Genomic DNA, 25,501 nt, shown 5'->3' with positions numbered 1-25,501 from the left:
AAACATCCGCACTAAGCGGCACCTGATAGTCAAAATTAGTCACGGGAATTACTGAGGTGATCGCCATTCCTGCGGGAAGTGACACGCGACCGCATGTCCACCTCCCTGAAGCTGCAATTCCGGCCTGACTTCCGCGCAGATCGCTTCCGCCCTGAAGCAGCGGGTTCTGAACGGGCAACCGGATGGAGGATTGATCGGGCTCGGTACATCTCCCTTGAGCAGAATTTGCTGCCGCTTCCGCTCAATGACCGGATCGGCCAGCGGAACCGCCGACATCAAAGCCTGCGTGTAAGGGTGCAGCGGTCGGTTATAGAGCTCTCCAGCCGGAGCCTTCTCAACGATCCGCCCAAGATACATCACTGCAACCGTGTGCGAGATATGCCGCACGACGGACAGATCATGAGCAATGAAGATATAGGACGTGCCGAACTCCGCCTGAATTTCCTGCAAGAGATTCAGCACCCCAGCCTGCACCGAAACGTCGAGCGCCGAGACAGGCTCATCAAGCACCATAACCTGCGGATTAAGCGCCAAGGCGCGTGCGATTACGACACGTTGCCGCTGGCCGCCTGACAGCTCATGCGGATAACGCTTGCCGTGCTCCGGGTTGAGCCGGACAAGTCGCAGCATTTCCTGGACACGCTCTTTACGCTGCTGTTGTGAAAGATCACTGATACGAAGCGGCTCGGCGATGCTTTCTTCGATGCGCATACGCGGATGAAGTGAAGCAAACGGATCCTGAAACACGAATTGCAGATGCTTGCGTGCAGCCCGCATTTCTTTCGGCGAGAACTGCGCCACGTTCTGTCCCTGAAACAGAACCTCTCCGCTCGTTGGCTCGATCAGTCTGAGCAGGCAACGTCCGAGTGTGGATTTTCCGCAGCCGGATTCACCAACCAGACCAAGCGTCTCACCCTTGGCCAGATCAAAAGTAATATCATCGACCGCCTTAACCTCAGCCACATCACGCTGAAAGATCGTGCCGCCTTTGATCGGAAACGATTTGCGAAGATTGCGGACCGAAAGAGCGGCATCCGACACAGAGGATGGAGCTGTTTGCGATGAAAAACTCTGGTTCATAGCGCGGCCTCGTTACTGACCGGTATGTCGGCCTTTCGTTGATATGCTGGCAGACTGTCGGCAAAGTGGCACGCCGATATGTGGCGTCCGAATTGCTGATATTTGGGAGCCGTTGTCTTGCAGATTTCCTGTGCATGTGCGCATCGCGGATGAAACGCACATCCTTTGGGGAAAGCACCCAGAACAGGCGGCGCACCATCAATGGAATAGAGTTTGCCGCCGCTATCATTCAGTGTCGGGATCGAAGCGATCAGCCCGCGCGTATATGGATGACCAGGATTGTCGAAAAGTTCAAAGACATCCGCTTCCTCGACCACTTCACCAGCATAGACAACGGCAACACGGTCAGCATGGCCCGCAAGCACACCAAGATCGTGCGTGATGAGGATAAGTCCCAGACCAAGTTTATTCTGCAAGTCTCGCAATACTGCCATGATCTGCGCCTGAACCGTGACATCAAGTGCCGTGGTAGGTTCGTCCGCAATCAATAGGTCCGGATCATTAGCGACAGCCATGGCGATCATCACGCGCTGCCGCATCCCACCTGAAAACTCATGCGGGTATTGTTTCACACGCTGATCAGGTTGCGGAATGGAGACTAGCTCCAGCAACTCAATCGCCCGCGCCATAGCGGCTTTCCGGTTGAGCTTTTTCTGATGAAGCTGCAAGGCCTCGATCAGCTGATCACCGACCTTCATCACCGGATTGAGAGAGGACAGCGGGTCCTGAAAAATCATCGCAATTTTCGAGCCGCGAAGGTTTCGCATTTCGCGGCGCGATTTACCAACCAGTTCTTCGCCCTGAAACGTAACCGAGCCTGAAACCTTGGCATTGGGCGGCGTCAGGCCGATTGAGGCCAGCATCCCGATAGACTTGCCGGAGCCGGACTCGCCAACGATCCCCAAAACTTCGCGCCGCTTGAGTTCAAGATTGATGCCTCTGACCGCATCAAGCACCACACCATCGCGGCCAAAGCCGACACGCAGGTTTTCAATTCGAAAGAGACTGGTGTTCTCATTTGGATTTGTCATTTTCTTCTCCAATCACTTCGAACGCGGGTCGAAATAGTCGCGAAGACCATCGCCGATGAAATTGAAACCAAGAACGATGGTCAGGATAGCAAGGCCCGGCCCCATCGCGATCCACCAGTTGTAGAAATAGACAGCGCCCTCGGCGATCATGGAGCCCCATTCCGGCGTGGGCGGCGTTGCGCCAAGACCGATAAAGCTAAGCGATGCGGCAAGCAGAATGACCTGCCCCAAATCCATCGTTGCGCTGATCAATATCGGGGTCCAGCAGAGCGGCAGAATATGCTTGAACAGAACACGGGAGCTGCTGGCGCCAGATGCTATCGCGGCCTCCACATGCTCACGCTCACGCACTTCCAGCACCTGTGCCCGCATGAGGCGCGCATAGACAGGCCACCAAACAATGACCATGGCAATCGCGGCGTTTTCAAGCCCGGGTCCGAGCGATGCGGCAACCGCCATTGCGAGAAGCATCGGAGGAAATGACAATGTGATATCGACGAACCGCATAATGGCAGAGCCGATCAACCCGCCTTTATAGCCTGAGATAGCACCGGCCAAAGCACCAATGATAACCGCACTCACCACCACCAAGAGGGCAATTGGCAGCGAATGCTTGGCTCCGTAGAGCGTGCGCGTCAACACATCGCGTCCCAGAGCATCGGTTCCAAGCCAGTGCGACCAGCTTGGTGCCTGTAGGCGACGTCCAACCATGTCGAGCGGGTCGTAGGGCGTCATGTATGGTGCAAAGAATGTCGCAATGATCCAGAAGGCTACGACAATAATTCCGATTGCCACTGGCAGGGTAAACCAGCGCGGTATTCTGAATTTAAGCTGACGCGATGAGGTGTTTACTGCTGCAACCATTTGCTTTCCCCTTAGCCTAGACGCACGCGCGGATTTGCGAGAACATAGGCAACATCGGTGAGCAGGTTCGTAATCAGGAACATCACGCCACCGACGATGGTAACACCAATGATTGCTGGGAAATCCAGTGATCGCGCGGCCTCAACCGCATAAGATCCCATGCCAGGCCACGCGAAAATTGTTTCGGTCAGCACGGCACCCGTGATGAGATAAGCAAACGAATAACTGATGACTGTCAGAACCGGCACAAGAATGTTGCGCAGGGCATGGCGGAACACCACACGGAGTTCACCAGCACCTTTGGCGCGTGCGGTGAGGATGAATTCACGCCCGATCACATCAAGCATATTGGCGCGAACGAGACGCGAAATCGTACCCGCCACGGTCCAGCCAAGCACTGTTGCAGGGAGAATCAGATGAGCGAGGGCGTTTTTGAACGCCGCGAAATCTCCCGCGAGGAGACTATCAATTGTCATAAAGCCTGTAATTGCAGCAGGTGGCGCCATACGTGGATCGAGCCTGCCTGGCCCCGGCAGCAATTCAAACTGCACCGAAAAGACGAAGAGAACGGCAAGCCCCAGCCAGAAGACAGGCAAAGATGATCCCAGCAGTGCAAAAAGCCGCGCCACGTGATCGATGGCGCTGTCGCGATAATAAGCCGCCAGAATACCAAGCAGGATACCGACAACAGACCCCAAAACCATAGCCGATAAAACCAGCTCCATCGTGGCTGGCAGACGGGCCATCAAGTCTGTGCTGACAGGACGCTTCGTGACAAACGACGTGCCCATATCACCAGACAGCAGGTTCTTGAGATAGATGACGTAGCGTTCTGGAAGACTGCGATCGAGCCCCCATTTTGCTTTCGCCGCAGCCACAACTTCAGGATTGTTCATCTGCTGCTCAGCGACAATGGATGTAAGCGGATCGCCCTTGGTGATTGTTGTGAGCGCAAAGGCCATGGTCACGATGCCCAGAACCAAAAATGGCATCGCAATGAGGCGCTTGAAGAGATAATTTGACATGCACGGTTCCCATTTTGGAAATCTGGCGCGGTTTTTGGTGCGTCCTTGCACATAGTATTGACAAGCAAATTTGACGCCGTCAATATAATTGGAATTAAATTTCATTTTCCGCTGTGATATTCCCATAAACTGAGAACGAGCAGCCCAGGAGACAACGTGAAGAAAAGAACGAAGCCCAGTTCGTTGGAGCTCGAAAAAGACAGCGCTCAGGTTTCCAGCGCCCTGGTAAGGGGGCTTGAGATTCTGCGAAGCTTCACCCCGAATGATATTTCTCTCGGAAATCAGGAGCTTATTGATCGTACCGGCCTGCCGAAAGCCACTGTTTCGCGACTGACACTGACCTTGGTAAATCTGGGTTACCTCAACTACGACGAAAACCTTGGACGTTATAGTATCGGCCCCGCGACGATTGCTCTGGGCTATTCGGGCCTTAGCGCAAACGCAGTTGTCTATATGGCAATGCCGCTCATGCGGAAGCTTGCGGAGAAGACCGGCGTTGCTGTTGCTATGGGACTGCGTGAGCAGCTAGAAATGGTTTATATCGCGAATGCCCGCTCCGAAAACCCGGTTTCTCTACGTCTCAATGTCGGCTCAAGATTGCCACTCTGGCGGACAGCCATGGGGCTTTCCTACTATGCGGGCATGGAAGAAACCCAGCGCGAAGCCTTGCTTGAACAGATGATTGCAGCGGAACCTGATCATGCGGAGAAAATTCGCCGTCTGACGGGCCATGCACTTGAGGACTTTGCGAGAGACGGCTTCATTGTTTCATGCGGCGACTGGTACAGCTACATTAACGCCGTTGGTGTACCATTTCGACCAACAGACGGCACCCAGCTGGTTGCAATTACCTGTGGCGGCATCACCGATATTGCTCCACGAGGCGTATGCTATGGCGAAATCGGACCAGCACTCAAGCAACTGGCGGTCGAGCTGCAGGAGCGCCTGATCGGCAAGATAGAAGCGCCCTCACCCTCCTTATCATAATCACCTATAACGCGACGTAGCAGATTGTTGCAGGAAATCTCATGGCCACCGATATTTTATATCCAAAAGTCAGTCTAGAAACCAATTCCGGCACAATCTCTCGTTGGCACGCGAAAGACGGTGATACAGTCAGCCAAGGACAGCTCCTTTTTGAAATAGACAATGATAAAACCGTTGTTGAGGTGGATGCACCTCACAATGGAATACTTAAAATTCTAAAGCCTTCGACATCAGATGAAATCGACGTCGGCCAGAGTGTGGCAAGCCTTTTTCTTGAAGGCGAAGCCATTTCCTCGGCCCCTTCAAAACCCGCATCGGAACCCGCTGCCGCTTCCTCTCCTGAAGCCACAAAGTCTTCGGAAACCCCGGCGTTGGATATCCGTTCACACACCACACAAGCCGGCAGGACTGTAGCAACACCACTTGCAAAACGTCTGGCTGGAAACGCTGGAATTGATCTTTCGCTGATCAAAGGCAGCGGGCCGAGCGGGCGCATACAGAAGAAAGATGTTGTTGCAGTCGTCGAAACGCAACAGCCTGCAGCAAGCGGCTCTCAACACACCGCCAATGGTACAGAGCTGAACGTGGTGTGGCTGCGCAAGGGAGAAGGAACGCCGATTGTCCTTCTGCATGGCTTTGCCTCGGATCATAATAACTGGCGCGGCTTGTTTGCTGGCACCCAATGGCAGCAACCCTTGCTGGCTATTGATCTGCCATCGCATGGTGCCTCGCCGCTTGACGTTGTCGACGACCTCAACGCAATTGCAGAATGCGTAGAAGTGACAATCCGACGGCTCAACCTCTCGCAAGCGATTGTTGTCGGACACTCCTTTGGCGCGGCAGTGAGTGCCCGACTGGCAGTCCGAGGCAATATCGATATCCGTGCGCTCGGATTGTTTTCACCAGCGGGTCTGGGGCCGGAAATCAATACGGGCTTTGTCGAAAGCTTCGTTAAAGCCAAATCCAAAGAAAGCGTCATACCTTGGCTGCATGAACTTGTTCATGCAAAGGACGCAATTTCAGACGCCTTCATTTCAGCCGTGGTGCAACAGCGACAGAACCAGCCGCTGAGTGACGCGATGGGCGCTTTTGCAAAACGGTTCTTTGCCGATGGAACACAAAGCATATCAATTACAAACGACCTTGCATCACTTGAAATACCGGTTCGTGTTGTCTTCGGAAAACAGGATCGCATCCTGCCTTTCAAACACAGCCGCAATCTGCCGGATAATGTAGCGCTCCACGCTTTTGACGCTTGTGGACACATGCCTCATTTGGAAAAACGCGGCCTGTCGCTCCGTATCCTGCAGGAGCTTGCAAACTCCGTTCGTAACTAAAACATCATGGCAATGAAAAAGGCCGGAGATTTCTCTCCGGCCTTTTTTTGTTTCATCTGCGATAGCTTATTTGGCGACTGAAATCTCAGCCAATGGCAGGTTGCAGCAAGCCGAATAGCGCACGCCGTTCACTTTGCTATTATATGCCAGAATGACGTCTGGGCTCAGCATCGGAATGATGACATTGGCAGCGGCCATTTTCTCACCAGCCTGGAACCAGACTTTATCAGCCTGATCGGCAGGTGCTTTAAGAGCATCGGCCATAACCTGCTGAATGTCGCCGATCACGAATGACGGGTCACGCGCTTCACCCGCGCGCTTGGCCCAGAGGCTGCCCTTTGCCAGACCGAATGCATCGACATATTGCGATGTGCCATAGAAGTCAGGTGCATAATAGACAACGGTCAGCGGCGTGCCGTCACCATTCACCTTCTCACGCCACGTTGCAAAAGAAACAGGCTGCAGCTCAACCTTGATATTCACCTTGGACAGATCCTGCTGGATCTTCTGCATCATCTGCGTGAAATCAACACCGTAGACGTTGAGGTTTGGATAGGTTGCCTCAAGCTTGAAACCATCCGGATGCCCTGCCTTTGCAAGCAGTTCCTTTGCCTTGTCGGGGTTGTATTCAGGTATCTTGTGATCAGAGCCACCCGGGAAGCCAATTGGGATAGCGGCACCAATCAACTGGCCTTTGTCACCCAACATGAAATCGAGCAGTGTTTCACGATCAATTGCCGTGGAAATGGCTTCACGAACTTCAGGTGTCAGAGGCACTTCATTCGATTTGGCACCCGGTGAGAGCGCTATATAGATGAAGTTATAGGAATGAATGGAGTCAATCTTCACGTCGGGATTGCGGATGGTCTTGGCAGTTTCCGGATCGATCTGCATGGCAACATCTGCAGAGCCATTTTCAAGCATTTGCGCCTGAGCAACGGCATCCTTAACCTGACGGATAACGACTTCCCCTACTTTCGCAGCCTCGCCCCAGTATTTTTCATTACGCTTCAGGCGAAGTTCGGAATTGGGTTCATACGCGGCCAGAACGAAGGGGCCACTACCTGCCGAATTGGCGAGAAACCAGGCTTCAGCATTGTCCTTTTCTGCAGCATCTTCACCATTGACGGCCTTGGCTTCAGACGTAGCAACCTCACTATTGACGATGCCGAAATATGGCGAAGCCACAACATTGAAGAACTCCGAATTGGGCGCCTTGGTCTTTACCACCACGGTTGCCTCATCAGGCGTATCGATGGAAGCAATCGTATCTGCCAGAAATGAAGGGCTTGCCTTCACATTCTTGAGGCGCTCCCAGGACCACTTAACGTCCTTGGCTTCAACCTTTGAGCCATCCGAGAACACAGCTTTCGGATTTATCTTGAAGGTAAATTCGGTCTGGTCACCATTTGCCGTATAGCTTTCGGCGAGTACCGGTATGACCTTGTTGTCCTTGTCGAGCGACAGAAGACCTTCGTAAACTGCAGAATCGTAGATCTGGCAAGTGTCGCAGAAAGTGCGATGCGGATCGAGCGAGTTGATGTCCATGTTGCGCGCGATCACAAGTGAATCCGCGTTTTGCGCATAGGCTGCGGGAACCGCAGTCAGCAGCGTTGCAGCCATCATCAAGCTTTTGAAATTCGTCATCAGAAGGCGGTTCAGCTCTGTTTTCCCATTTTTCATTTCGTTCCTCGTTTTTCTCTTCTTATGTTCAAACTCATCAGGCATTGCGCGTAATTTGTTCCAGCGCCGCCCGAACCTTTTCCGACGACCCAAGAGCCGCCTTATTCAAGACCAGTGAAACCACAGGCGACGACAAACCGCCGGTCACGTGGAGAATTTCATGGTCAAGATCGTTGAAGAAACGCCGCTGAATTTCAGCGGCCCAATGCCGTCCGAGCGAAAGCCCGCTTGCGACCTGCTCTGCAATCACAACACGATTGGTCTTGGCTATAGACTGGCCGATAAGCTCCCAATCAATGCCCGTCATATCGAGGCTGCGCATGTCGATAATCTCGGCATCTATGCCGGATTCTTCCGCAGCTTTAACGGAGGCCTGTACCATCACAGATGTTGAAAGCACCGTACATGCCGAGCCCGATCTTACGATGCGGGCCTTCCCGAGAGGAATACAATAATCACGGTCTTCCTTGGGCACGAGGCTTTCACGCTGATAAAACTCAACATGCTCGATAATGGCCACAGGGTCATTTGACTTGAGCGCGCTGTTCATCAACCCGACATAGTCAAAGGCATTGGTAGGGGATACGACACGCCATCCCGGAAACATGGCAAACAATGCCGATGGATCACCCGAATGCTGAGAGCCGTAGCCAGTGTGCGGCGACACGCGAACGCGCATCACAATCGGCACGGGAAAACCATCGCCGAACATATGACGGACTTTGGAAATACCATTGGCGATCTGATCAGCCGCAACAAAGCAGAAGTCACCGAACATGATTTCCACAACCGGGCGCAGTCCCCGCAAGGCCGCTCCCAGCGCAACGCCCGTAAAACCATTTTCCGCAATCGGCATGGCGAGCACTCTTCCCGGGAACAGCTCAAGTGCGTTCTTGGTGAACCCGCTGACGCCACCGGCAAAACGGTGAACATCCTCACCCATGACGATGATTGTCGGGTCTTTCTCCATTGCCCTACCAAGAACATCGGACGCAGCCGCCGCAAAACGCACCTTCACAAGCTCGTCGGCGGAATAGTCCTCAATCTCGCTAAAGCGAGCATCAGAGAACTCCTGCCCGTCGCCAAGTATGCCTTCATCGACACTTTCTGCTGAAGGCCATAGAGCATCAGGTATCCGCAGCACATTGCTACCGGGTGCTGTTTCAGTCAGGTGAGATCCTGCAGCCTGCACTGCGGTACTGACTTTCTCGTCGATCTCGGCAAGCTCTGCATCGCTGGCAATGCCAAGCTCCTTCAAGCGCCGCTCTGCCTGCGCGATTGGATCACGGCGCTTCCACTCTTCCTCTTCTTCGCCTGTACGATAGCCGAAATCGCTTCCGGCCTTGCTCCCGCTTTGATGAAGGTAGCGATAGCATTGCGCTTCAATAACGACCGGGCCGCCTTCTTCTTCAATGATCTGACAGGCATCACGCATTGCCTGATGAACAGCGACAACATCCATTCCGTCGCACTCAATGCCAGGGAAGCCCAGCATTGGACCGCGCGACGCAATGCGTGTTTCGCGCGTGGCATCCTGAATGTGTGTCGACACCGCGTAGAGATTGTTTTCGACGTAGAAAATCACCGGCAAACGATAGAGTGCAGCGATGTTCATCGCTTCATAGGTAGCTCCCTGTAAGGAAGCGCCATCGCCAAAGAATGCGACCGATATGCCTTTTCTGCCAAGCAGTTTATCGGCAAGCGCATAGCCGGCGGCATGAGGGATATTGCCACCAACGATAGCACTTGTGCCTGCAATGCCGGATGCGGCATCGCGCATATGCATCGAGCCGCCACGACCACCGCAATAGCCGGGGTTAAGCCCCATAATCTCTGCCATCAAACGATAGACGGCATCATTCATATCGTCGGTAAAATCGGATTGAAGAATATCGAAATCCGATGGCGTCTGTGCATTGATCAGCTTCGTCAGCACCTGGTGATGCGCACGATGTGTACCATTGATCTGGTCATTGGAACCGAGCATCGACATGGCGCCCACTGCCGCAGCTTCCTGCCCAATACTGGCATGAGCCGGACCATGAACCAGCCCCGCTTTCTCAAAGTCGAGTATTTTTTCCTCAAAGCGCCGGATGAGCTTCATCTGGCTATACCATTTCAACAGATCACCGGCTTTTGCAGCGCGCCAGTCATCTTCCGTCACATTGAGCCGATACCAGGGCGCAGAAGGTTTCAGTTCAATTTTCTCGGCCATGATAAAGGTTCCCTAATTGCATTCTGCCAATGGCAGTTTCAGTTCTGCCCTGCGGCGCAGCCACAGGCTGGCGCGATATCGCGGATCGCCAGTTCTCCCAAACATGCGATCCAGAATATGGACGACGATATCGGCTCCGATCCGGTCGCCCCATTCAAGCGGGCCATATGGATAGCCGAGTCCCAAACGCACGGCAGCATCGAGGTCATCGACTGATGCTATGTTTTGATGAACGATATCGGCTGCGATATTCACAATCATTGCCAAAACACGCTGGCAAACAGTTCCGCATGTATCTTCAACCAGCGACGCTTTGACTCCATCGGACTGCGCCAAAGCGAGAGCCTCTTGCCGCGTAAGGTCAGTTGCTCCCGGTGAAGCGACCAGCGTTCGGTGTCTGTCGATGCCAAATAGCGGATCAAAGCCAATGGTGTTGGCAGAGTTCAGACCTTCCCGCACAATTGTCGAGGTTAGATCATCACCGATCAAACCGATCAGAACCAGCGCGCTCGCACTTACATCATTGATGACTGGAACGCCTGCCTGCTTCGCGAGCTTATGCAGCGCCTTGTCAGGTGTATCGCCGATAATCGTCACCGATTTGGGCAGGCTGCGCGGGCCATCGCTTGCTACAGCTGTGGTGGCATCGTCTGAATAATCATAAAAGCCGCGCCCGCTTTTGCGTCCAAGCAGACCTGCATCAAGGCGCTGCCGCGTGATAACCGAAGGGCGATAACGGGGCTCCTGATAATACTGCCCGTAGATCGCTTCCATGACGGGATGCGACACATCAAGTCCTGTCAGATCAAGAAGCTCGAAAGGCCCCATGCGGAACCCGGCAGCATCCCGCAGAATTGCATCAATCGTGGTGAAATCAGCGATATTTTCCCGGATCATCGCAAGCGCTTCCGTGCCATAAGCACGACCAGCGTGGTTGACGATAAAACCCGGTGTATCGGAAGCCATCACGGGTCGATGACCGATCCGTACCGCAAGCTCCTTCAGAACATCAAGAACCCTGGCATCCGTCAGCGAAGCTTTGATTACTTCCACAACCCGCATTAGCGGAACGGGATTGAAAAAGTGAAACCCGGCTATGCGCCGCGGATCTCGAGCTTTACCGGCAATTGCAGTTACCGACAAAGACGATGTGTTCGTTGCGATGATCGCTTCAGGCGGAAGACATTTTTCAAGCGCGGCAATCAGCTCCCGCTTCACGCCAATGTCTTCAACAACAGCTTCTATGACAAGGTTGGCCTCAGCCAAATCGCCAAGAGCATCAACAGGTGTGATCCGATCAAGAACACCTGCAGCCGTATCCGAGTCCAGTTTCCCGCGCGAAACCCGGTTATCCAGGCGCTTTGAAAGCTCCTGTTTTGCAGCCTCGGCTTTTCCGGGAAGCTGGTCGAACATATAAACAGTCAGACCAGCGGCAGCCATGGTTTCGGTTATGCCGATCCCCATAATCCCGGCACCAACGATACCAACTTTATTGATAAGACTATATTGCTCCGACATCGCAGCCATACTAGCGCCCCTTGAACTGAGGCTTGCGTTTGGACAAGAAGGCCTCAATGCCTTCCCGCTTGTCTTCCGTGTCGAAGAGAAGCTGGAACGCTTTGCGCTCCAGTCTCAGAGCTGTTTCAAGAGGTGCATCTTCGCCGTGAGTGACAGCCTCTTTGATTTGTTCGGCTGCAAGCGGTGGCATCAGGGCAATTTTTCCGGCGAGCTTTAGCGCTTCTTCCAACGCCTGCCCTTCGTCCGTCAATCGGCTGACGAGACCGTATCTTTCCGCGTCCACCGCCGAGAGCATTTCTCCCGTCAGAGCAAGCAGCATGGTCTTATATTTGCCTATCGCCCGTAAGAGCCGTTGCGTACCCCCTGCGCCAGGCATCAATCCGAGTTTGATTTCTGGCTGACCGAAATTTGCAGTTTTTGATGCAACGATAATATCGGCGTGCATTGCAAGCTCACAACCACCGCCCAGCGCATAGCCTTCCACGGCAGCGATCACAGGCTTGGGACAACGAGCGAGACTCTCCCAGTAACGATGAAGCCGCTGGGCGAGAATTTCTCCCGCGCCAGTCTGTGCGAACACTTTAACATCTGAACCAGCGGCGAAATTTCCACCTTTGCCCGCAATGACGATAACCCGCGTTTCCGCATCACTCGCAAGCCGATAAACTGTTTCTGACAGTTTCTGGCGGATATCCATATTCAATGCATTGAGTGCTTCTGGACGATTGATTTCCAGTAAGGCCACACCTGCCGCCGGACAGCTTTCGACCACCACATCGGTAAGCTCGGTCATCCTCTCCCCAACCTCCCCTGAACCCACTCCAATCATGGCAAAACTCACAAATGGAATTTAATTTCATTTTATATTGTCTCGAACTTTAATCTATGAAACATTCCCTTAGCAATAGGATATTTCTGCAAAACGCGACGTGTTTCATCTTTGTTGAAATCACCCGCGAAGGGGCACTTCATGATCCGCGACCCGGAGACCTTTCAATCACTGTTAGGTACGATCAGACGCTTTGTCAGAGAGCGGTTGATGCCCGTCGAAAGACGGGTGGAAGAAACAAACAGCATCCCCACCGATGTCATAGACGACATGCGTGCCATGGGCTTGTTCGGCCTTTCAATACCTGAACAATATGATGGACTTGGGCTGACGATGGAGGAAGAAGTCCTCGTCGGTTTTGAACTCGGCTATACCTCACCGGCATTTCGTTCTGTCATCGGCACCAACAACGGTATCGGATCGCAAGGAATCATCGCTGACGGCACTGAAGCCCAAAAAACCTATTGGTTGCCGAGGCTAGCGAGTGGAGAAATCATTGGCTCCTTCGCCCTGACCGAGCCCGATGTGGGGTCCGATGCAGGTGCAGTCAAAACCACGGCAGTAAAAGACGGCGATGTTTATATTCTCAACGGCGTAAAGCGCTTCATAACCAACGCACCGATTGCTGGCGTGTTCACGCTCATGGCACGAACAGGCGAAGCCGGACCTTCCGGCGTCACAGCATTTCTGGTTGACCGCAATTCACCCGGCCTCACCGTTGGTAAGGCGGACCATAAAATGGGGCAACGCGGCACGCAGACCTGTGATGTCTATCTGGAGAATGTTCGTATCCCTGCGGAAAACATCATTGGTGGTGTGGAAGGCCGTGGCTTCAAGACAGCAATGAAAGTTCTCAACCGCGGTAGGCTGCATATATCCTCCGTCTGCACAGGCATGGCAGAGCGATTGATCGATGAAGCCGTCGGTTTCGCCAAAACCCGCGTTCAGTTCGGCAAACCCATCGCGGAACACCAGATGATACAGGCAATGCTGGCGGATATGAGCACCGAAGCCTATGCAGCACGATGCATGGCGCTCGATTCAGCGCGCGCTTTCGATGATCGGGACCCGGCAATCATTCGCAAGGCGGCAAGTTGCAAGCTCTATTGTTCTGAAATGGTGGGACGCGTCGCAGATCACGCCGTTCAGATACATGGGGGCTCCGGCTATATGCAAGACTATGCTGTCGAGCATTTCTATCGCGATGTGCGCCTGTTCCGTCTTTATGAAGGCACGTCACAAATTCAGCGGATCATCATCGCACGCGAAATGACGAGGGCTTAATCCATGGAAGTTACCGGCAAGAGCAAAATCCTTTTCGTGCTAGCGCATCCAGTCGGTCATGTGCGGGCAAGCCACGTCTTCAATACTCACTTCGACAAGACCGGGAAGAATGCAGCGGCAGCTCCCTTGCATGTTCATCCTGATGATCTTGCGCAAGTCACGCAATCCATTCGAAAAATGGGCAATGTAAGCGGCTTTGGTGTGACTATCCCACACAAGATCGCGATCATTCCGCTTCTCGACGCTACAACAGATGCCGCGCAAGAGATTGGCGCCGTCAACTTCGTGCGTCGGGAGGAAAGCGGTCGCCTTGTTGGTGACAATTTGGATGGCCCAGGCTTTATCGAAGGATTGCGCAGCAATGGTATCGAACCTAAAGGCATGTCTGTTTTGATGCTGGGAGCAGGCGGCGCCGGGCGTGCTGTGGGTTTTGGGCTGGCAAAAGCGGGAGCGCGTTCCTTGTGGATCGCCAATCGCGATACTGCAAAAGCTGCAGCCCTCGCCACGGATATACAATCTGCTTACCCAGACTGCTCACTCCAAAGTGGACCCGATCACGGCAACCACTTCGACCTCATCGTCAATACGACATCGCTTGGCATGGCCGAGCAAGACGAGCTTCCGCTGGATCTGACAGGAGTTTCCTCTGACACCATAATATCCGACATCATCGTCAATCCGCCGATGACGCGTTTGCTGCAATTGGCTCAAGCCAAAGGGTGCAGGATTATCAATGGTGTACCGATGCTTGATGCACAGATGGTTCTGGCATGCAAACATATGGGCATTTGAGTCGTGCCAGGGAATTAATATATTCGACCGCTCGACAAGGATGCGCCCGGCAATTGGAGCCTATTGATGAATGTTGTAAACGAACCGGACAGCAGATTGACTGAACTCGACGAAGCAATCGCGGAAGAAGCGCAGGCGGAATCTGGTGAGGTGTTGTCCAACACCGTTTACAATACGCTCAAGTCGCAGCTGATGCAGGCGCAACTTCTTCCGCTTCAGCGGCTCAAGGTTCGTGATCTTGCTCGCTCTTTGGGGACATCGGAGACACCCGTCCGCGAAGCTCTGATCCAGCTTTCCCGCGAAGGCGCCATCGAGATCAAGCCGCGTTATTACATCCGCGTGCGCAAGCTTTCAGCCGATGAGTACGAAGAAATTCGGGCGATGCGTCTGGAGCTTGAACCCATGGCGGCGGAGCGTGCATTGCCGCATATCACCGAAGAAGACATTCTTCAGCTTGAACACCTGCATCACCGACTGATCGCTGCAGAAAAAAGCGGCGACTGGCCAGAAGCATTGCAGACAAACTTTGATTTCCATTTCGTCATCTATCGTCGTTCAGGCATGAAACATCTGATTGATGTGCTTGAAGCGCTCTGGATGCGTATTGGTCCAGTCCTGTCTGAACTCTATCCCAACGCTGTGCCATCTTATGCCGGGCCTCACCAGCACGAAGAGGTTCTGGCTGCCTTGCGTGATCGGGACTCTTACGCCCTGCGCATGGCTATCCGCATGGACCTTATCGAAGGTGGGGCGGCTCTTGTCAGGCATCTGAAGTCGTCTGCCTATACAGATTAATCCAAACAAAAAAGGCCGATGCCACGAGGGCACCGGCCTGACATTACCTTGAGACTTTGCTTATTCAGCGAGCCAGTTCTGCCAGCGCTCACGCAGCATGTTGCGGTTTTCGCCGATCCACTTGAAATCCGGGACAAGCAGCAATTTGTAGTTGTCCGGCGATGTTGCGTAATTCTTCTGTTCAGCTTCAGGCAGCAAAGCCACGCCTTCTTTTGAATGGGTCGCGTAGTTTGCTGTCTTGATGAAAGCCGGATGGCCTGCTGCATGACCATAGAAGTAATTGATAAACTTCAGGGCGCCTTCTGGATTAGGAGCATCTTTCAGGATAGCGAAATAGCCTGTGTCCATCACCGCATCATTCCAGCTTACATTGAATGGCGCACCATCATTCATGGCGCTCAATGCTCTGCCGGAATAGGACATCGTCATGGCGACTTCCTGATCGCGCATGATCTGTGCCACCTGATTGCCCGTCTTCCACCACACGCTGATATGCGGCTTGATTTCGTCAAGCTTTTTATAAGCACGGTCCAGATCCATCGGGAAAATCTTGTCGCGCGGCACGCCATCAGCGATCAGTGCGATAGCCGGCAACCACCAGTCACGATCACCCGTATCCGGCAATCCACGCGGGCCGGGAAACGTGTTCACATCCCAGAAATCAGCCCAGGTCTGAGGCACCTTGTCCTTGTAAACGGATGTGTCATAGGCGAGCAGCATACCGCCCGTCGTTCTTGCAACACCCTTTTCCTTGCAGGAGCCTTCGACGCCTTTCGCTTCGACATTCGGGAGTTTCGAGCAATCAATCGTCAAAAGAAGATCGGCTTTGTCGACCAGATCGGGACCCGTTGCCGTAACAATATCAAACTCAAATTTGTTGGCGCGCTTCATGGCTTCGACACGCGCCCATTGATCCGGCACCTCAATATCAAACGGCACGACATCCGTGCCGCTTTCTTCCTTGAAAGGCCCGTAGAACTCTTTCTCGAGCGTCTGGCGCATCTGTCCGCCAGTCGTCGCATAAACAACGCTGTCAGCTTTGGCCACTATCGATCCGGCTGCAAGCAGCAACCCGGCGCACATCAGTAATCTGGTAGTTTTCTTGAACATGTTTCCCTCACTTCTATGGTTTTCTTATTCTTCAGACACAGCCTGCTGTGAACGCGTAGCAAGCGCGCGCAGCCCTGCGGCCCCCACCAGAACAATGATGGAAAGCAGCGTGAGCATCACGGCAATCGCTGGGATAATCGGTGTCAGATTCTGCTCGATATCATCGAACATCATGCGCGGCAGGGTCTTGTCGCGCACACCTGCGAGAAAGAACGAAATTACCGGTTCATCAAACGATATGACGAAGGCAAACAACGCGCCCGATAAAACATTCGGCCATATCAGCGGCAAGGTCACGGCGCGAAAAGCCAAAAAGCGATTGGCGCCACAACACATTGCCGCATCTTCCAAAGCGGGATCGACCTGCGAGAGCGCTGCTACAATCGTAAACACGCTGAAAGGCAATGCTATAATTGTGTGCGCAAAAACGTAACCGGCCGTTGTCTCTGTCAGTCCGACACTTTGAAACATCAGATAGAGCGCAATCGCCAAGGCGATATGCGGCACAACGATGGGGCCAATAAGCAAGGTCTGGAAAATGGTCGCGAGTGCGCCCTTGCCGCGAACTATCGCATAGCTTGCACATAACCCAATAATTGCGCTCGAAATCGCCGTGAAAAATGCAATTTTCGCGCTGAATGCCGTTGCACTCATCCATTGTGCAGACTGAAAGAAGGCACCAAACCACTGCCACGTAAATCCGCGTGGCGGAAAGGTGATGTAATCGGTCTCACTAAACGCCATTGGCAGAATGATAAGGATTGGCACAACGAGGAAGCACAACACCAGATAGACATAGGCATTGAGGAGCAAATTGCGGCTGTTCATGCATTGCCTCCCATCATCCGGTTGAACTTGAACACACGACCGAAGACCAGCGAAACCGTCATGACGAGAAGTGTAAGGATGCCGACCAGCGCTGCTGCGAATGGCCAATCCAGTGTTTCACGCAGCTGCTGGGAAATCAGCGTCGCAATCATCATTTCTTTCGGCGAACCAAGCAGCGAAGGCGTGATGAAATAGCCAAGTGCGGTGAGAAAGGTTAGAATCATCCCGCCCATAACTCCCGGCAGGGTAAGCGGGAAAATGACCTCCAAGAAGGTTCGTATTGGGCCAGCGCCGAGGATGGCAGCAGCTCTCGCATAATCCCGCGGCACGTTACGAATAGCGCCATAGATCGGCAGAACCACAAACGGCAAGAGGACATGCGTCATAGCAATGAGAACTGCGGTTTGGGTATAAAGCAGCTTCAGCGGCTGATCGATGAGACCAAGTTGAAGCAAGCCTTGATTGACCAATCCATTACGCTGCAAAAGCACTGCCCAGGCAGCGGTTCGCACCAGCACGGACGACCAGAACGGCAAAAGGATGCAGGCGGTTATGAAGATCAGTTTTGGTCCGCTCGAATGCGCCATCAGCCATGCAATGGGATAGGCCATCAGCAGCGCGATCACGCTGACCAGCGCGGCAATCAAGACCGTGCGTCCCAGCACATTGAGATAAACCGGATTTGAGAAAACCCGCTGATAATTGTCCAACGAAACCGAAGGCTCTGTCACAGACAAAGCGAGCAGACTGACCAACGGATAAATAAAGAACAGCAAAAGCAGCGAGAAGAATGGCAAAAGCAGAAGAAGCATTCCGCCTTTCGATAGCTTGCGCCCGTCTGGCTCAAAGAACATTTTCAACATCGGCTCAGCTCGCACGGGAATAGACGAGGCTTGCTTCGGGAGCAAAGCCCAATCGCAGCTTTTGTCCTGCGCCAATGTCAGGAACCGCCGCACTCGCCAGTCTTGCGCGCAGTTCTGTTCCGTCGGCCATTGCCCCTAGAATGGCGGTGTCCGGACCGGCATAGATCACATCACGAACGGTGATTTCCAATCCCTGCTCCGCAGGAATTAAGCGTTCCGGACGAACTGCCATCAACGCATTGCCGGATTTGGCTCCCATGACATTTTCAGAGGGTATCGAAACCACGGTGCCGTCAGAGGCTTGCGCCTTGGTCCCATCCCAAACGATCGGGATCAGGTTCATTTCACCGATGAAGCTTGCGGAAAACAGATTGGCAGGTCGGTTGTAGAGTTCCCGCGCGCTCGCGATTTGCTGAATATGTCCGTCTTGCAGGATCGCAACGCGATCCGCCATTGTCAGCGCTTCGCCCTGATCGTGCGTGACGAACACGATGGTCATACCCAGTTCGGAATGAAGGCGCTTGATCTCGATCTGCATTTCCTCACGCAGATTTTTGTCCAGCGCAGACAAAGGCTCATCCATCAGAAGAACGCGCGGCGAATAGACAATTGCACGAGCCAGCGCAACGCGCTGCTGCTGTCCACCCGACAATTGCTTCGGACTGCGATTGGCGAAATCGGCAAGTCGCACGCGGGCGAGTGCCTCGCGGGCAATACGGTGCCGTTCTTCTTTTGGCACACGCCTTGTTTTAAGTGGAAAGGCCACATTATCGAGCACCGTCATATTGGGAAACAGCGTGTAATGCTGAAAAACCATGCCGATATTGCGTTTATGCGGAGGTACGCGGGTGTAATCGTTGCTGCCAAACAGAATACGCCCTTTGTCGGGACGCTCGAAACCGGCCAGCATCATCAGGATAGTTGATTTGCCGGAACCCGAAGGCCCCAAGAGGGCAAGGAACTCACCCGGCGCGATCTCCATGTCGAGACCATCAACGGCGGTGAAGTTCCCATAACTTTTACTCACGCCCTGAATGCTGATACCCAGCCCGGAATCGGGCATGCTCTTCTGGCTAGCCATGCTTTCCCCTGATGTTTTTGTTGTTGGCAGAGCTTAACCCGCATTCCGCATCCATGTCCATAATGATATATCAAATTTCTCAATCAAAATGACCCATCACTCCTTATTCACGCTGCTTTACCTAGCGTTTTCGACAATCAACCTGGAAAAGCACCCGCTACTATGGATTGAACCTGGCAAAATTCCCCGATCGCGAATAATTATCCCGAATTTTGGAATCTCTCTTGACATATCATCGCAACAAGGATCAATTTTGATATATCATAATTCAAGGTGACGAACGTAAAAATGTCGTCAAATGGGAGACAATTAATGCCTGCGCATTCCACTTCGACCCAGTCCCTGAGCGAACACAATCCAGACGCGGAGCTTCGTGCACGCGCCGAACGGGTGATCCCTAACGGCATGTGGGGACACCAGCGCGCAGCGTCACTTCCGGAGGGATATCCGCAGTATTTCGCTTCTGGCGAGGGTGCCCATGTGACAGATGTCAATGGCAACAGCTATATTGATTTCATGTGTGCTTGGGGTCCCATCATTCTGGGCCACCGTAATGAACTCGTGGACGCTGCAGCACTCAGCCAGATAAAGGCTGGCGACTGCCTCAACGGTCCAACAGCGCACGCTGTTGAACTTGCAGAGCTGCTCGTTGAAACGGTACCCCATGCCGACTGGGCATTGCTGCAGAAGAACGGCACCGACGCCACGACCAGCTGCGTAACAATCGCACGCGGCGCAACCAAACGCCGCAAGGTTCTGGTCGCTAAGGGTGCCTATCACGGTGCTGTGCCATGGTGTACGCCATCACTGGTCGGCGTAACAGCCGAAGATCGTGCTCACCTCGTCCACTATGTTTACAACGATGTTGAAAGCCTCACTGCCGCCGCAAAACAAGCCGGTGACGATCTGGCTGCAATCATTGTCTCCGCCTTCAAGCACGACCTTGCCATCCCGCAGGAACTTCCCACCACAGAATTCGCCAAGACGGCACGCGCCCTTTGCGATGCGGCGGGTGCGGCGCTCATTCTTGATGACGTGCGTGGCGGCTTCCGCATTGATCTGGGTGGAAGCTGGCGCGGAACCGGCGTTGAGCCTGACCTTGCCGCTTATTCCAAGGCAATCGCCAATGGTTATTCGCTTGCAGCAGTCACCGGAACCAACCGGTTCCGTGAATCTGCAGGACAAGCTTACATGACTGGTTCGTTTTGGTATGCCGGTGCATCCATGGCAGCAGCAGTTGCCACCATCAAGGAACTGAAGCGTATTGATGGTCCTGCACGCATGAAACATGCGGGCGAACGCCTGCGCACCGGTCTTGATGCTCAGGCACGCGCACATGGTTTTGAGCTGCTGCAAACCGGACCTGCCGCAATGCCGCTGGTACAATTTGTCGGCGATACGGATGCACAGCTTGGCGCACGTTTCTGTCGCGAAGCGCTGAACCGCGGCGTTTACCTGCACCACAAGCACAACATGTTCATCTCCTGCGCACACACGGATGCGGTGATCGACGACGCTCTTTCCCGGACGGAAGACGCTTTCAAGGCAATCTCCACCCGGTAAGGAAAAAGCGTGAGCGAACAGCCGGGCGACGAAAGGGACAACCTTTCAGACATTGTGTACCAGCAGCTCAAATCAGGGCTGCTGCGGGCACAGTTCAAGCCGCATCAGCGGTTCAAGGTTCGTCAACTGGCTCAGGATCTGGGCACATCGGAAACGCCTGTTCGCGAAGCGCTCATGCAGTTGTCACGCGAAGGCGCGATTGAAATCAAACCACGCTTTTATATTCGCGTACGGCGTTTAAGCTTGGCTGAGTACAAGGAAATCCGCGCGATGAGGCTCGTTCTGGAGCCTCTAGCGGCCGAACATGCGCTGACAAATATATCCGACGAAACCATCACCAGACTGGAAACCATCCATCAGCATCTGACCGAAGCCGAGCGCATGGAAGATTGGCGCACGGCCCTGCAGATAAATTCGGACTTCCATTTCGCGCTCTATAAACAAAGCCGGATGGCGCATCTGATAGACGTGCTTGAAAGTCTCTGGATCAGGGTTGGCCCACTTGTTTCGGAACTCTACCCAACGGCAAAACCGAGCTATCCCGGACGCCACCAGCACGAGAACATTTTAACGGCGCTCAGCAACCGCGACAGCTATGCGTTACGCCTCGCCATCCAACTCGACCTCATAGAAGGAGGCGCTGCCCTTCTAAAGCGCCTTCAGCAATACGAACAAGACAATCCCGGCGATGCCGATCGTTCGGCATTGAACAGCAATCAGAATTTTTGATTCAAGGAGGAAGCTCAAAATGTCCCGCGACAAGTTTAATTTTCCCGAAATGGGGCCGCACGCGATCAAGCCATGGGCTGTTCGCAAGGGCTTTGCGGACGAGCACTTTCTTTCCGACTATCGCTATCAGTTTCCGCGTGAAGATCCGAAACTTCCCGAAGTCTTCGTCTATACCGAAAAAATGTCTTACGACCCCGGCGAAACGGTCGAATTTCATGCCTCCACTACGGCCAAGACATGGTCGATCCAGATATATCGGGACGGTCATGAACCTCAGATGATGGATGAGGCTTTCGACCTTCCCGGCAGTTTCACCAAAACATCAGAAACGGCCTATATGGACGGCTGCGATTGGCCCGTCCTCTATAGCTGGAAAATCCCCGAGGACGCTCGTTCCGGCTTCTATCGCGTTGTCTCGACATGTATGCGCCCCGGCGGCGAGCGCTTTGTTCAGCATCATTTCGTTGTGGTCCGCCCGACGAAGAAGACCCGTTCCGGTCGCATTCTCTTGATGTTCGCAACTGGCACCTGGATGGCTTATAACGACTGGGGCGGCGCGAACCACTATTTTGGAACATGGGGTCCAAATAAGAACGAAGGCTCACCCATCTTGAGCCTGCGCCGTCCGTGGTCCAAAGGGATGATCTGGCTACCGGAGGGAGCTGCGCGCGTCTGCAATCCCGTCTGGCAAGACATGGGCGATGCGACCCGATACCCATCCAAGGAATGGGGCTATACGATGGGATTCTCGCAATATTATTCCTCTGCAGGTTACGCACAGTATGAGCGTTACTTCGTGAGATGGGCTGAAGCGGCGGGCTACCAGATCGACTACATCACTCAAACCGATCTCCACTATAACCCCTCAATCCTCGATGATTACAATTGTCTTGTGACCGTTGGTCATGACGAATATTGGTCATGGGACATGCGCAAGACCGTCGAGGATTTTGTCGCACGCGGCGGGAATCTTGCACGCTTTGGTGGCAACTTTCTCTGGCAGATTCGCCTTGAGAATGATGGACAGACGCAAGTGTGCTGGAAGACCAAAGCACCGACACAAGACCCCATCATGCAGACCGATCGGAAACACTTGTGCACGGCAAACTGGGCAAGTGGTGCAGTCAATTGGCCCGGAGCATCAACGGTGGGTGTTAACGGTGAAAACGGAATGTATGGCAGCTGGGGCGGTTTCTCTCCCCGTGGCTCGCGCGGGCTCACCGTATATCAACCAGAACACTGGATCTTCGAAGGCACGCATCTGCGTTATGCGGATATTTTTGGTCACGAAGCCCAGATCTTCGGTTATGAGGTCGATGGGCTCAACTATTCATTCAAGAACGGCTTCCCCTATGCCGTAGAAGAGCATGGCGTACCGACCGAAAAGATCGAAATTCTCGCCATGACGCCAGCATCGATCTACGAATATGAACTCGATGGTCAGGGACATCGTTACTATGTTCGCGATAGCGACCTGCAGGGCATCTGCGAAATGGCACCTGATGGTTATGAAGCGGCGCGCAAGCGTCTGGCACATGGTGCGGGCATGCTCGTTTCCATGAAGCAAGGCGACGGTGAAGTGGTTACTGCCGGGCTTTGTGAATGGGTGATGGGCCTCAAGCGCAACTGCGCCTATACCACCACCATTACCCGCAATGTGCTGGACCGGTTTCAGGAAACAGGGCCTTCTCGCGCCTGATCCACAATGCAAATCAGGCCCGAATTTTCATTCGGGCCTGTTCTTATCAGCGATCAGCGCGGCATCGGTTTGCTGCCGTAGTATCCATAGCGCGCGCGAACCTCATCAAGCTCAGCCTCACTCAGGAGAACCGGCTCACCAATCTGACACGCCAATATGTACTGGCGCGCCAGTGTTTCGAGCTTTTCTGCCAGCAACGTTGCATGGGCCATATCCCGGCCCCACACCACCATTCCATGGCTCGCCATCAGACAGGCGCGATGGTTGCCCATAGCGCGAACGACTTCATAGGCCAAAGCATCGGAACCAAACACGCGGTAATCAGCACAGGGAACCTCGTTCCCGCCAAACGAAGCAATCATATAATGGAATGCAGGCAATGGCTTACGCAGACACGACAATGCAACGCAGCTATCCGCATGCGAATGGATAACAGCACCTGCTTCGGGATGATTGCGCATGATTTCTGTATGGATTCGCCATTCGCTGGAAGGCACCCTGCCCGCAAAATGCTCGCCTTCAATCGAAACGAGGCTCATGTCTTCAGGCTTCATAAGCGATGTGGCGCCGGTCGGCGTAACCCAGATATGCTCGCCTTCCCGGATACTGATATTACCGCTGCTGCCGTGATTGAAGCCTTTCTGTTCCATATGGCGCATCGCATCCACGATGGCGCGACGTGCTGTAAGGCTCTGATCATAATCGGTTGGCATCGTTTGTTCCCCGTTCTTGGCAGCCAAGAGTTTTGATGATGCCTAACTTCATAATCCCGGCAATTGACGTGGTCCATCAAAATGATACTTAATTGGAATTAAATTTCATTATTTGTGACGCGCAGTTACGCATGGCATGACACGAGGATAAAAATGGGGAATAACGGTACTCTTGGGATCATCGCCGACGACATGACAGGCGCGTTGATGGTCGCTGCTTACTATGAAACAGCAGGCATCAGGACCGCTGTCGTGACGGATATTGAAGCTATCCGCGAATGCGCAGGCGAGGCTGTCGTTATTTGGGCGGGCAGGACACGCCTCGCTGATCCGGACGAAGCACGAGAACAGATTACACGCGCAGCTGATGCGTTTGATGCAATCGGTTGCGATCAGGTCATTTACAAAGTCTGTGCCAGTTTCGACTCAACGGAACAGGGTAACGTTGGGCCTGCCGCCGATCTGTTGCGCGCACGCTATAACCCCAGCAGTCTTCTATTCTGCCCCGGCTTTCCCAAGTTCAACGCCACGGTTCATCAAGGCTATCTCTTCTATCGAAGCCGCCTCATCTCTGAATCCGTCAAGCGCTATGACCCAGCCACTCCAATGAGCGATCCCGACATGGTGCGTTTCATCGGAAAACAGACGAACGAGCCGATCGGGCTTTTGCCCCACTCCATACTGCTTGAAGGCAAGGACGCAGCGCAAGAACATCTTGATCAGCTCGCAAATGCAGGCAAATGCTATTGCGTTGTCGATGCAAGCGATGACGGTGACGTCAAGATAGCCGCCGAACTGGCACGGGAACAACCAACAATGGTCAGCTCCGACGCTGTTCTCATTCAGCTTGGAATTGATCGCTTTGCGCCCAAGCCAGCCATAACCGTTGCGCCACCGCTACCAAGCCACGGCACTGCCGCGGTTCTGGTGGGAACAGTTGGTCCGATTGCGGATGGACAGATTGCGGTTTTTGCCAAACAGTACCCGGTTTTGACTTTGGACCTTACCAAAGATGGCGATATCGACGCCATGGTGTCAAAAGCAATGGATTGGGCAAAAGATCATCACGGCAAACAGCCTTACCTCATTTCAACGGCGGTCAGTGATACTCGTGTCAAAGAAATCCAGACAGAGCTGGGCGTTCGCGGCGCAAGCGAAAAGGGTGAAAAGCTTATATCTGAGCTTGCTGCAGCTATTTCCGAACTTGGCATCGACAAGCTTATCGTGGTTGGAGGTGAAACTTCGGGTGGCGTCATAAAACGCCTTGGTTTGCAGCGACTTCGAGCTCTCCCCGATAACGGCATCGGAACCGGTTTCTGCCGAAGTGAAGGCAATGAAGAAATTATCTTCTTCTTTAAATCCGGCAAGACCGGAACTGAAACGGTTCTTCTTGATGCGTTGGCGGCTATTTGAAATCGCTGTGCAGCGATTGTAATGCTGTCACGTTATTGAAAGAGTGTCCGTTCATTGCGAGG

22 protein-coding genes are annotated in these 25,501 nt (G+C 53.5%); 9 read left to right on the top strand and 13 right to left on the bottom strand.

Features of this window, described 5'->3' with window-relative positions:
• Positions 1–48 precede the first annotated feature (48 nt).
• The 4 genes from CQZ93_RS04785 to CQZ93_RS04770 are packed head-to-tail and all read right to left on the bottom strand — an operon-like array spanning position 49 to position 4,000.
• Positions 49–1,080, bottom strand: coding sequence for an ABC transporter ATP-binding protein (locus CQZ93_RS04785; protein ID WP_105541567.1), 1,032 nt, complete (start codon positions 1,078–1,080; stop codon positions 49–51).
• Positions 1,077–2,111 carry an ABC transporter ATP-binding protein gene (locus tag CQZ93_RS04780; RefSeq protein ID WP_105541566.1) on the bottom strand — a complete coding sequence of 345 codons (1,035 nt, stop codon included), beginning with the start codon at positions 2,109–2,111 and terminating at the stop codon, positions 1,077–1,079. The genes CQZ93_RS04785 and CQZ93_RS04780 overlap by 4 nt, the downstream gene beginning before the upstream one ends.
• Positions 2,112–2,123: 12 nt before the next feature.
• Positions 2,124–2,975, bottom strand: a complete 852-nt coding sequence (locus CQZ93_RS04775) for an ABC transporter permease (RefSeq protein WP_105541565.1) — start codon at positions 2,973–2,975, stop codon at positions 2,124–2,126.
• 11 nt (positions 2,976–2,986) lie between these two features.
• Positions 2,987–4,000, bottom strand: coding sequence for an ABC transporter permease (locus tag CQZ93_RS04770; protein ID WP_105543178.1), 1,014 nt, complete (start codon positions 3,998–4,000; stop codon positions 2,987–2,989).
• Between the two features lie 156 nt (positions 4,001–4,156).
• On the opposite strand from CQZ93_RS04770, the gene CQZ93_RS04765 reads away from it, so the two are divergent.
• Both CQZ93_RS04765 and CQZ93_RS04760 read left to right on the top strand, forming a co-directional pair.
• Positions 4,157–4,987 (top strand): IclR family transcriptional regulator, encoded by an 831-nt coding sequence (locus CQZ93_RS04765; RefSeq protein WP_105541564.1) that lies wholly within the window; start codon positions 4,157–4,159, stop codon positions 4,985–4,987.
• 41 nt (positions 4,988–5,028) lie between these two features.
• Positions 5,029–6,324: an acetoin dehydrogenase dihydrolipoyllysine-residue acetyltransferase subunit gene (locus CQZ93_RS04760; RefSeq protein WP_105541563.1), complete on the top strand. Its 1,296-nt coding sequence runs from the start codon at positions 5,029–5,031 to the stop codon at positions 6,322–6,324.
• Between the two features lie 66 nt (positions 6,325–6,390).
• Here the strand turns inward: CQZ93_RS04760 and CQZ93_RS04755 are convergent, their stop codons facing one another.
• The 4 genes from CQZ93_RS04755 to CQZ93_RS04740 form a co-directional block, all read right to left on the bottom strand.
• Positions 6,391–7,950, bottom strand: coding sequence for an ABC transporter substrate-binding protein (locus CQZ93_RS04755; RefSeq protein WP_105543177.1), 1,560 nt, complete (start codon positions 7,948–7,950; stop codon positions 6,391–6,393).
• Between the two features lie 94 nt (positions 7,951–8,044).
• The gene (locus CQZ93_RS04750; RefSeq protein ID WP_105541562.1) at positions 8,045–10,222 is read right to left on the bottom strand and encodes a dehydrogenase E1 component subunit alpha/beta; all 2,178 of its coding nucleotides are present in this window, start codon (positions 10,220–10,222) and stop codon (positions 8,045–8,047) included.
• A gap of 12 nt (positions 10,223–10,234) precedes the next feature.
• Positions 10,235–11,749, bottom strand: a complete 1,515-nt coding sequence (locus CQZ93_RS04745) for a 3-hydroxyacyl-CoA dehydrogenase (protein ID WP_105541561.1) — start codon at positions 11,747–11,749, stop codon at positions 10,235–10,237.
• Between the two features lies 1 nt (position 11,750).
• Entirely contained in the window at positions 11,751–12,533 is a 783-nt protein-coding gene (locus CQZ93_RS04740) for an enoyl-CoA hydratase-related protein (protein ID WP_286152097.1), read from the bottom strand.
• Positions 12,534–12,710: 177 nt separating this feature from the next.
• Between CQZ93_RS04740 and CQZ93_RS04735 the strand changes: the two genes are divergently transcribed.
• The 3 genes from CQZ93_RS04735 to CQZ93_RS04725 all read left to right on the top strand — a co-directional run bounded on the left by CQZ93_RS04735 (position 12,711) and on the right by CQZ93_RS04725 (position 15,440).
• A complete protein-coding gene (locus tag CQZ93_RS04735) occupies positions 12,711–13,853 on the top strand; it encodes an acyl-CoA dehydrogenase family protein (protein ID WP_105541559.1) in 1,143 nt (380 codons plus the stop codon).
• Positions 13,854–13,856: 3 nt separating this feature from the next.
• A complete protein-coding gene (locus tag CQZ93_RS04730; RefSeq protein WP_105541558.1) occupies positions 13,857–14,645 on the top strand; it encodes a shikimate dehydrogenase family protein in 789 nt (262 codons plus the stop codon).
• Between the two features lie 66 nt (positions 14,646–14,711).
• Positions 14,712–15,440, top strand: a complete 729-nt coding sequence (locus CQZ93_RS04725; RefSeq protein ID WP_286152094.1) for a GntR family transcriptional regulator — start codon at positions 14,712–14,714, stop codon at positions 15,438–15,440.
• A gap of 60 nt (positions 15,441–15,500) precedes the next feature.
• Here the strand turns inward: CQZ93_RS04725 and CQZ93_RS04720 are convergent, their stop codons facing one another.
• The 4 genes from CQZ93_RS04720 to CQZ93_RS04705 are packed head-to-tail and all read right to left on the bottom strand — an operon-like array spanning position 15,501 to position 19,322.
• Complete coding sequence (locus CQZ93_RS04720) at positions 15,501–16,550, bottom strand: extracellular solute-binding protein (RefSeq protein ID WP_105541557.1); 1,050 nt, start codon at positions 16,548–16,550, stop codon at positions 15,501–15,503.
• 24 nt (positions 16,551–16,574) lie between these two features.
• A complete protein-coding gene (locus CQZ93_RS04715; RefSeq protein ID WP_007878229.1) occupies positions 16,575–17,378 on the bottom strand; it encodes an ABC transporter permease in 804 nt (267 codons plus the stop codon).
• Positions 17,375–18,241 carry an ABC transporter permease gene (locus CQZ93_RS04710; RefSeq protein ID WP_105541556.1) on the bottom strand — a complete coding sequence of 289 codons (867 nt, stop codon included), beginning with the start codon at positions 18,239–18,241 and terminating at the stop codon, positions 17,375–17,377. Before CQZ93_RS04710 ends, CQZ93_RS04715 begins: the two co-directional genes overlap by 4 nt.
• 4 nt (positions 18,242–18,245) lie before the next feature.
• Positions 18,246–19,322 (bottom strand): ABC transporter ATP-binding protein, encoded by a 1,077-nt coding sequence (locus CQZ93_RS04705; protein ID WP_105541555.1) that lies wholly within the window; start codon positions 19,320–19,322, stop codon positions 18,246–18,248.
• A gap of 312 nt (positions 19,323–19,634) precedes the next feature.
• Between CQZ93_RS04705 and CQZ93_RS04700 the strand changes: the two genes are divergently transcribed.
• Genes CQZ93_RS04700 through CQZ93_RS04690 form a run of 3 tightly spaced genes read left to right on the top strand, consistent with a single transcriptional unit; the run spans position 19,635 to position 23,313 of the window.
• Entirely contained in the window at positions 19,635–20,885 is a 1,251-nt protein-coding gene (locus tag CQZ93_RS04700) for an aminotransferase class III-fold pyridoxal phosphate-dependent enzyme (protein WP_105541554.1), read from the top strand.
• A gap of 9 nt (positions 20,886–20,894) precedes the next feature.
• Positions 20,895–21,614, top strand: a complete 720-nt coding sequence (locus tag CQZ93_RS04695; RefSeq protein WP_105541553.1) for a GntR family transcriptional regulator — start codon at positions 20,895–20,897, stop codon at positions 21,612–21,614.
• 19 nt (positions 21,615–21,633) lie between these two features.
• Entirely contained in the window at positions 21,634–23,313 is a 1,680-nt protein-coding gene (locus CQZ93_RS04690; RefSeq protein ID WP_105541552.1) for a N,N-dimethylformamidase beta subunit family domain-containing protein, read from the top strand.
• Between the two features lie 53 nt (positions 23,314–23,366).
• Here CQZ93_RS04690 and CQZ93_RS04685 read toward each other — a convergent pair whose 3' ends face one another.
• Positions 23,367–24,026, bottom strand: coding sequence for a class II aldolase/adducin family protein (locus CQZ93_RS04685; RefSeq protein ID WP_105541551.1), 660 nt, complete (start codon positions 24,024–24,026; stop codon positions 23,367–23,369).
• A 192-nt stretch (positions 24,027–24,218) separates the two neighbouring features.
• Here CQZ93_RS04685 and CQZ93_RS04680 point away from each other — a divergent pair, with 192 nt between their 5' ends.
• On the top strand, positions 24,219–25,439 hold the full coding sequence (locus CQZ93_RS04680; RefSeq protein ID WP_422616090.1) for a four-carbon acid sugar kinase family protein: 1,221 nt from the start codon (positions 24,219–24,221) through the stop codon (positions 25,437–25,439).
• The last annotated feature ends 62 nt before the right edge of the window (positions 25,440–25,501 follow it).

The sequence above is a fragment of the Ochrobactrum vermis genome (assembly GCF_002975205.1).
Classification (GTDB): Bacteria; Pseudomonadota; Alphaproteobacteria; order Rhizobiales; family Rhizobiaceae; genus Brucella; species Brucella vermis.
The sequence above is the reverse complement of the archived record's forward strand: the minus strand, read 5'-3'. Positions and strand labels throughout refer to the sequence as shown.

Bases quoted from the DNA above. Each gene is read 5' to 3' on its own strand.
- CQZ93_RS04780 (WP_105541566.1), bottom strand. From the start codon at position 2,111: ATGACAAATCCAAATGAGAACACCAGTCTCTTTCGAATTGAAAACCTG.
- CQZ93_RS04715 (WP_007878229.1), bottom strand. From the start codon at position 17,378: ATGAACAGCCGCAATTTGCTCCTCAATGCCTATGTCTATCTGGTGTTG.
- CQZ93_RS04725 (WP_286152094.1), top strand. From the start codon at position 14,712: ATGAATGTTGTAAACGAACCGGACAGCAGATTGACTGAACTCGACGAA.
- CQZ93_RS04710 (WP_105541556.1), bottom strand. From the start codon at position 18,241: ATGTTGAAAATGTTCTTTGAGCCAGACGGGCGCAAGCTATCGAAAGGC.
- CQZ93_RS04720 (WP_105541557.1), bottom strand. From the start codon at position 16,550: ATGTTCAAGAAAACTACCAGATTACTGATGTGCGCCGGGTTGCTGCTT.
- CQZ93_RS04735 (WP_105541559.1), top strand. From the start codon at position 12,711: ATGATCCGCGACCCGGAGACCTTTCAATCACTGTTAGGTACGATCAGA.
- CQZ93_RS04730 (WP_105541558.1), top strand. From the start codon at position 13,857: ATGGAAGTTACCGGCAAGAGCAAAATCCTTTTCGTGCTAGCGCATCCA.
- CQZ93_RS04680 (WP_422616090.1), top strand. From the start codon at position 24,219: ATGACAGGCGCGTTGATGGTCGCTGCTTACTATGAAACAGCAGGCATC.
- CQZ93_RS04690 (WP_105541552.1), top strand. From the start codon at position 21,634: ATGTCCCGCGACAAGTTTAATTTTCCCGAAATGGGGCCGCACGCGATC.
- CQZ93_RS04785 (WP_105541567.1), bottom strand. From the start codon at position 1,080: ATGAACCAGAGTTTTTCATCGCAAACAGCTCCATCCTCTGTGTCGGAT.
- CQZ93_RS04740 (WP_286152097.1), bottom strand. From the start codon at position 12,533: ATGACCGAGCTTACCGATGTGGTGGTCGAAAGCTGTCCGGCGGCAGGT.
- CQZ93_RS04705 (WP_105541555.1), bottom strand. From the start codon at position 19,322: ATGGCTAGCCAGAAGAGCATGCCCGATTCCGGGCTGGGTATCAGCATT.
- CQZ93_RS04770 (WP_105543178.1), bottom strand. From the start codon at position 4,000: ATGTCAAATTATCTCTTCAAGCGCCTCATTGCGATGCCATTTTTGGTT.
- CQZ93_RS04700 (WP_105541554.1), top strand. From the start codon at position 19,635: ATGCCTGCGCATTCCACTTCGACCCAGTCCCTGAGCGAACACAATCCA.
- CQZ93_RS04745 (WP_105541561.1), bottom strand. From the start codon at position 11,749: ATGGCTGCGATGTCGGAGCAATATAGTCTTATCAATAAAGTTGGTATC.
- CQZ93_RS04755 (WP_105543177.1), bottom strand. From the start codon at position 7,950: ATGATGGCTGCAACGCTGCTGACTGCGGTTCCCGCAGCCTATGCGCAA.
- CQZ93_RS04685 (WP_105541551.1), bottom strand. From the start codon at position 24,026: ATGCCAACCGATTATGATCAGAGCCTTACAGCACGTCGCGCCATCGTG.
- CQZ93_RS04775 (WP_105541565.1), bottom strand. From the start codon at position 2,975: ATGGTTGCAGCAGTAAACACCTCATCGCGTCAGCTTAAATTCAGAATA.
- CQZ93_RS04750 (WP_105541562.1), bottom strand. From the start codon at position 10,222: ATGGCCGAGAAAATTGAACTGAAACCTTCTGCGCCCTGGTATCGGCTC.
- CQZ93_RS04760 (WP_105541563.1), top strand. From the start codon at position 5,029: ATGGCCACCGATATTTTATATCCAAAAGTCAGTCTAGAAACCAATTCC.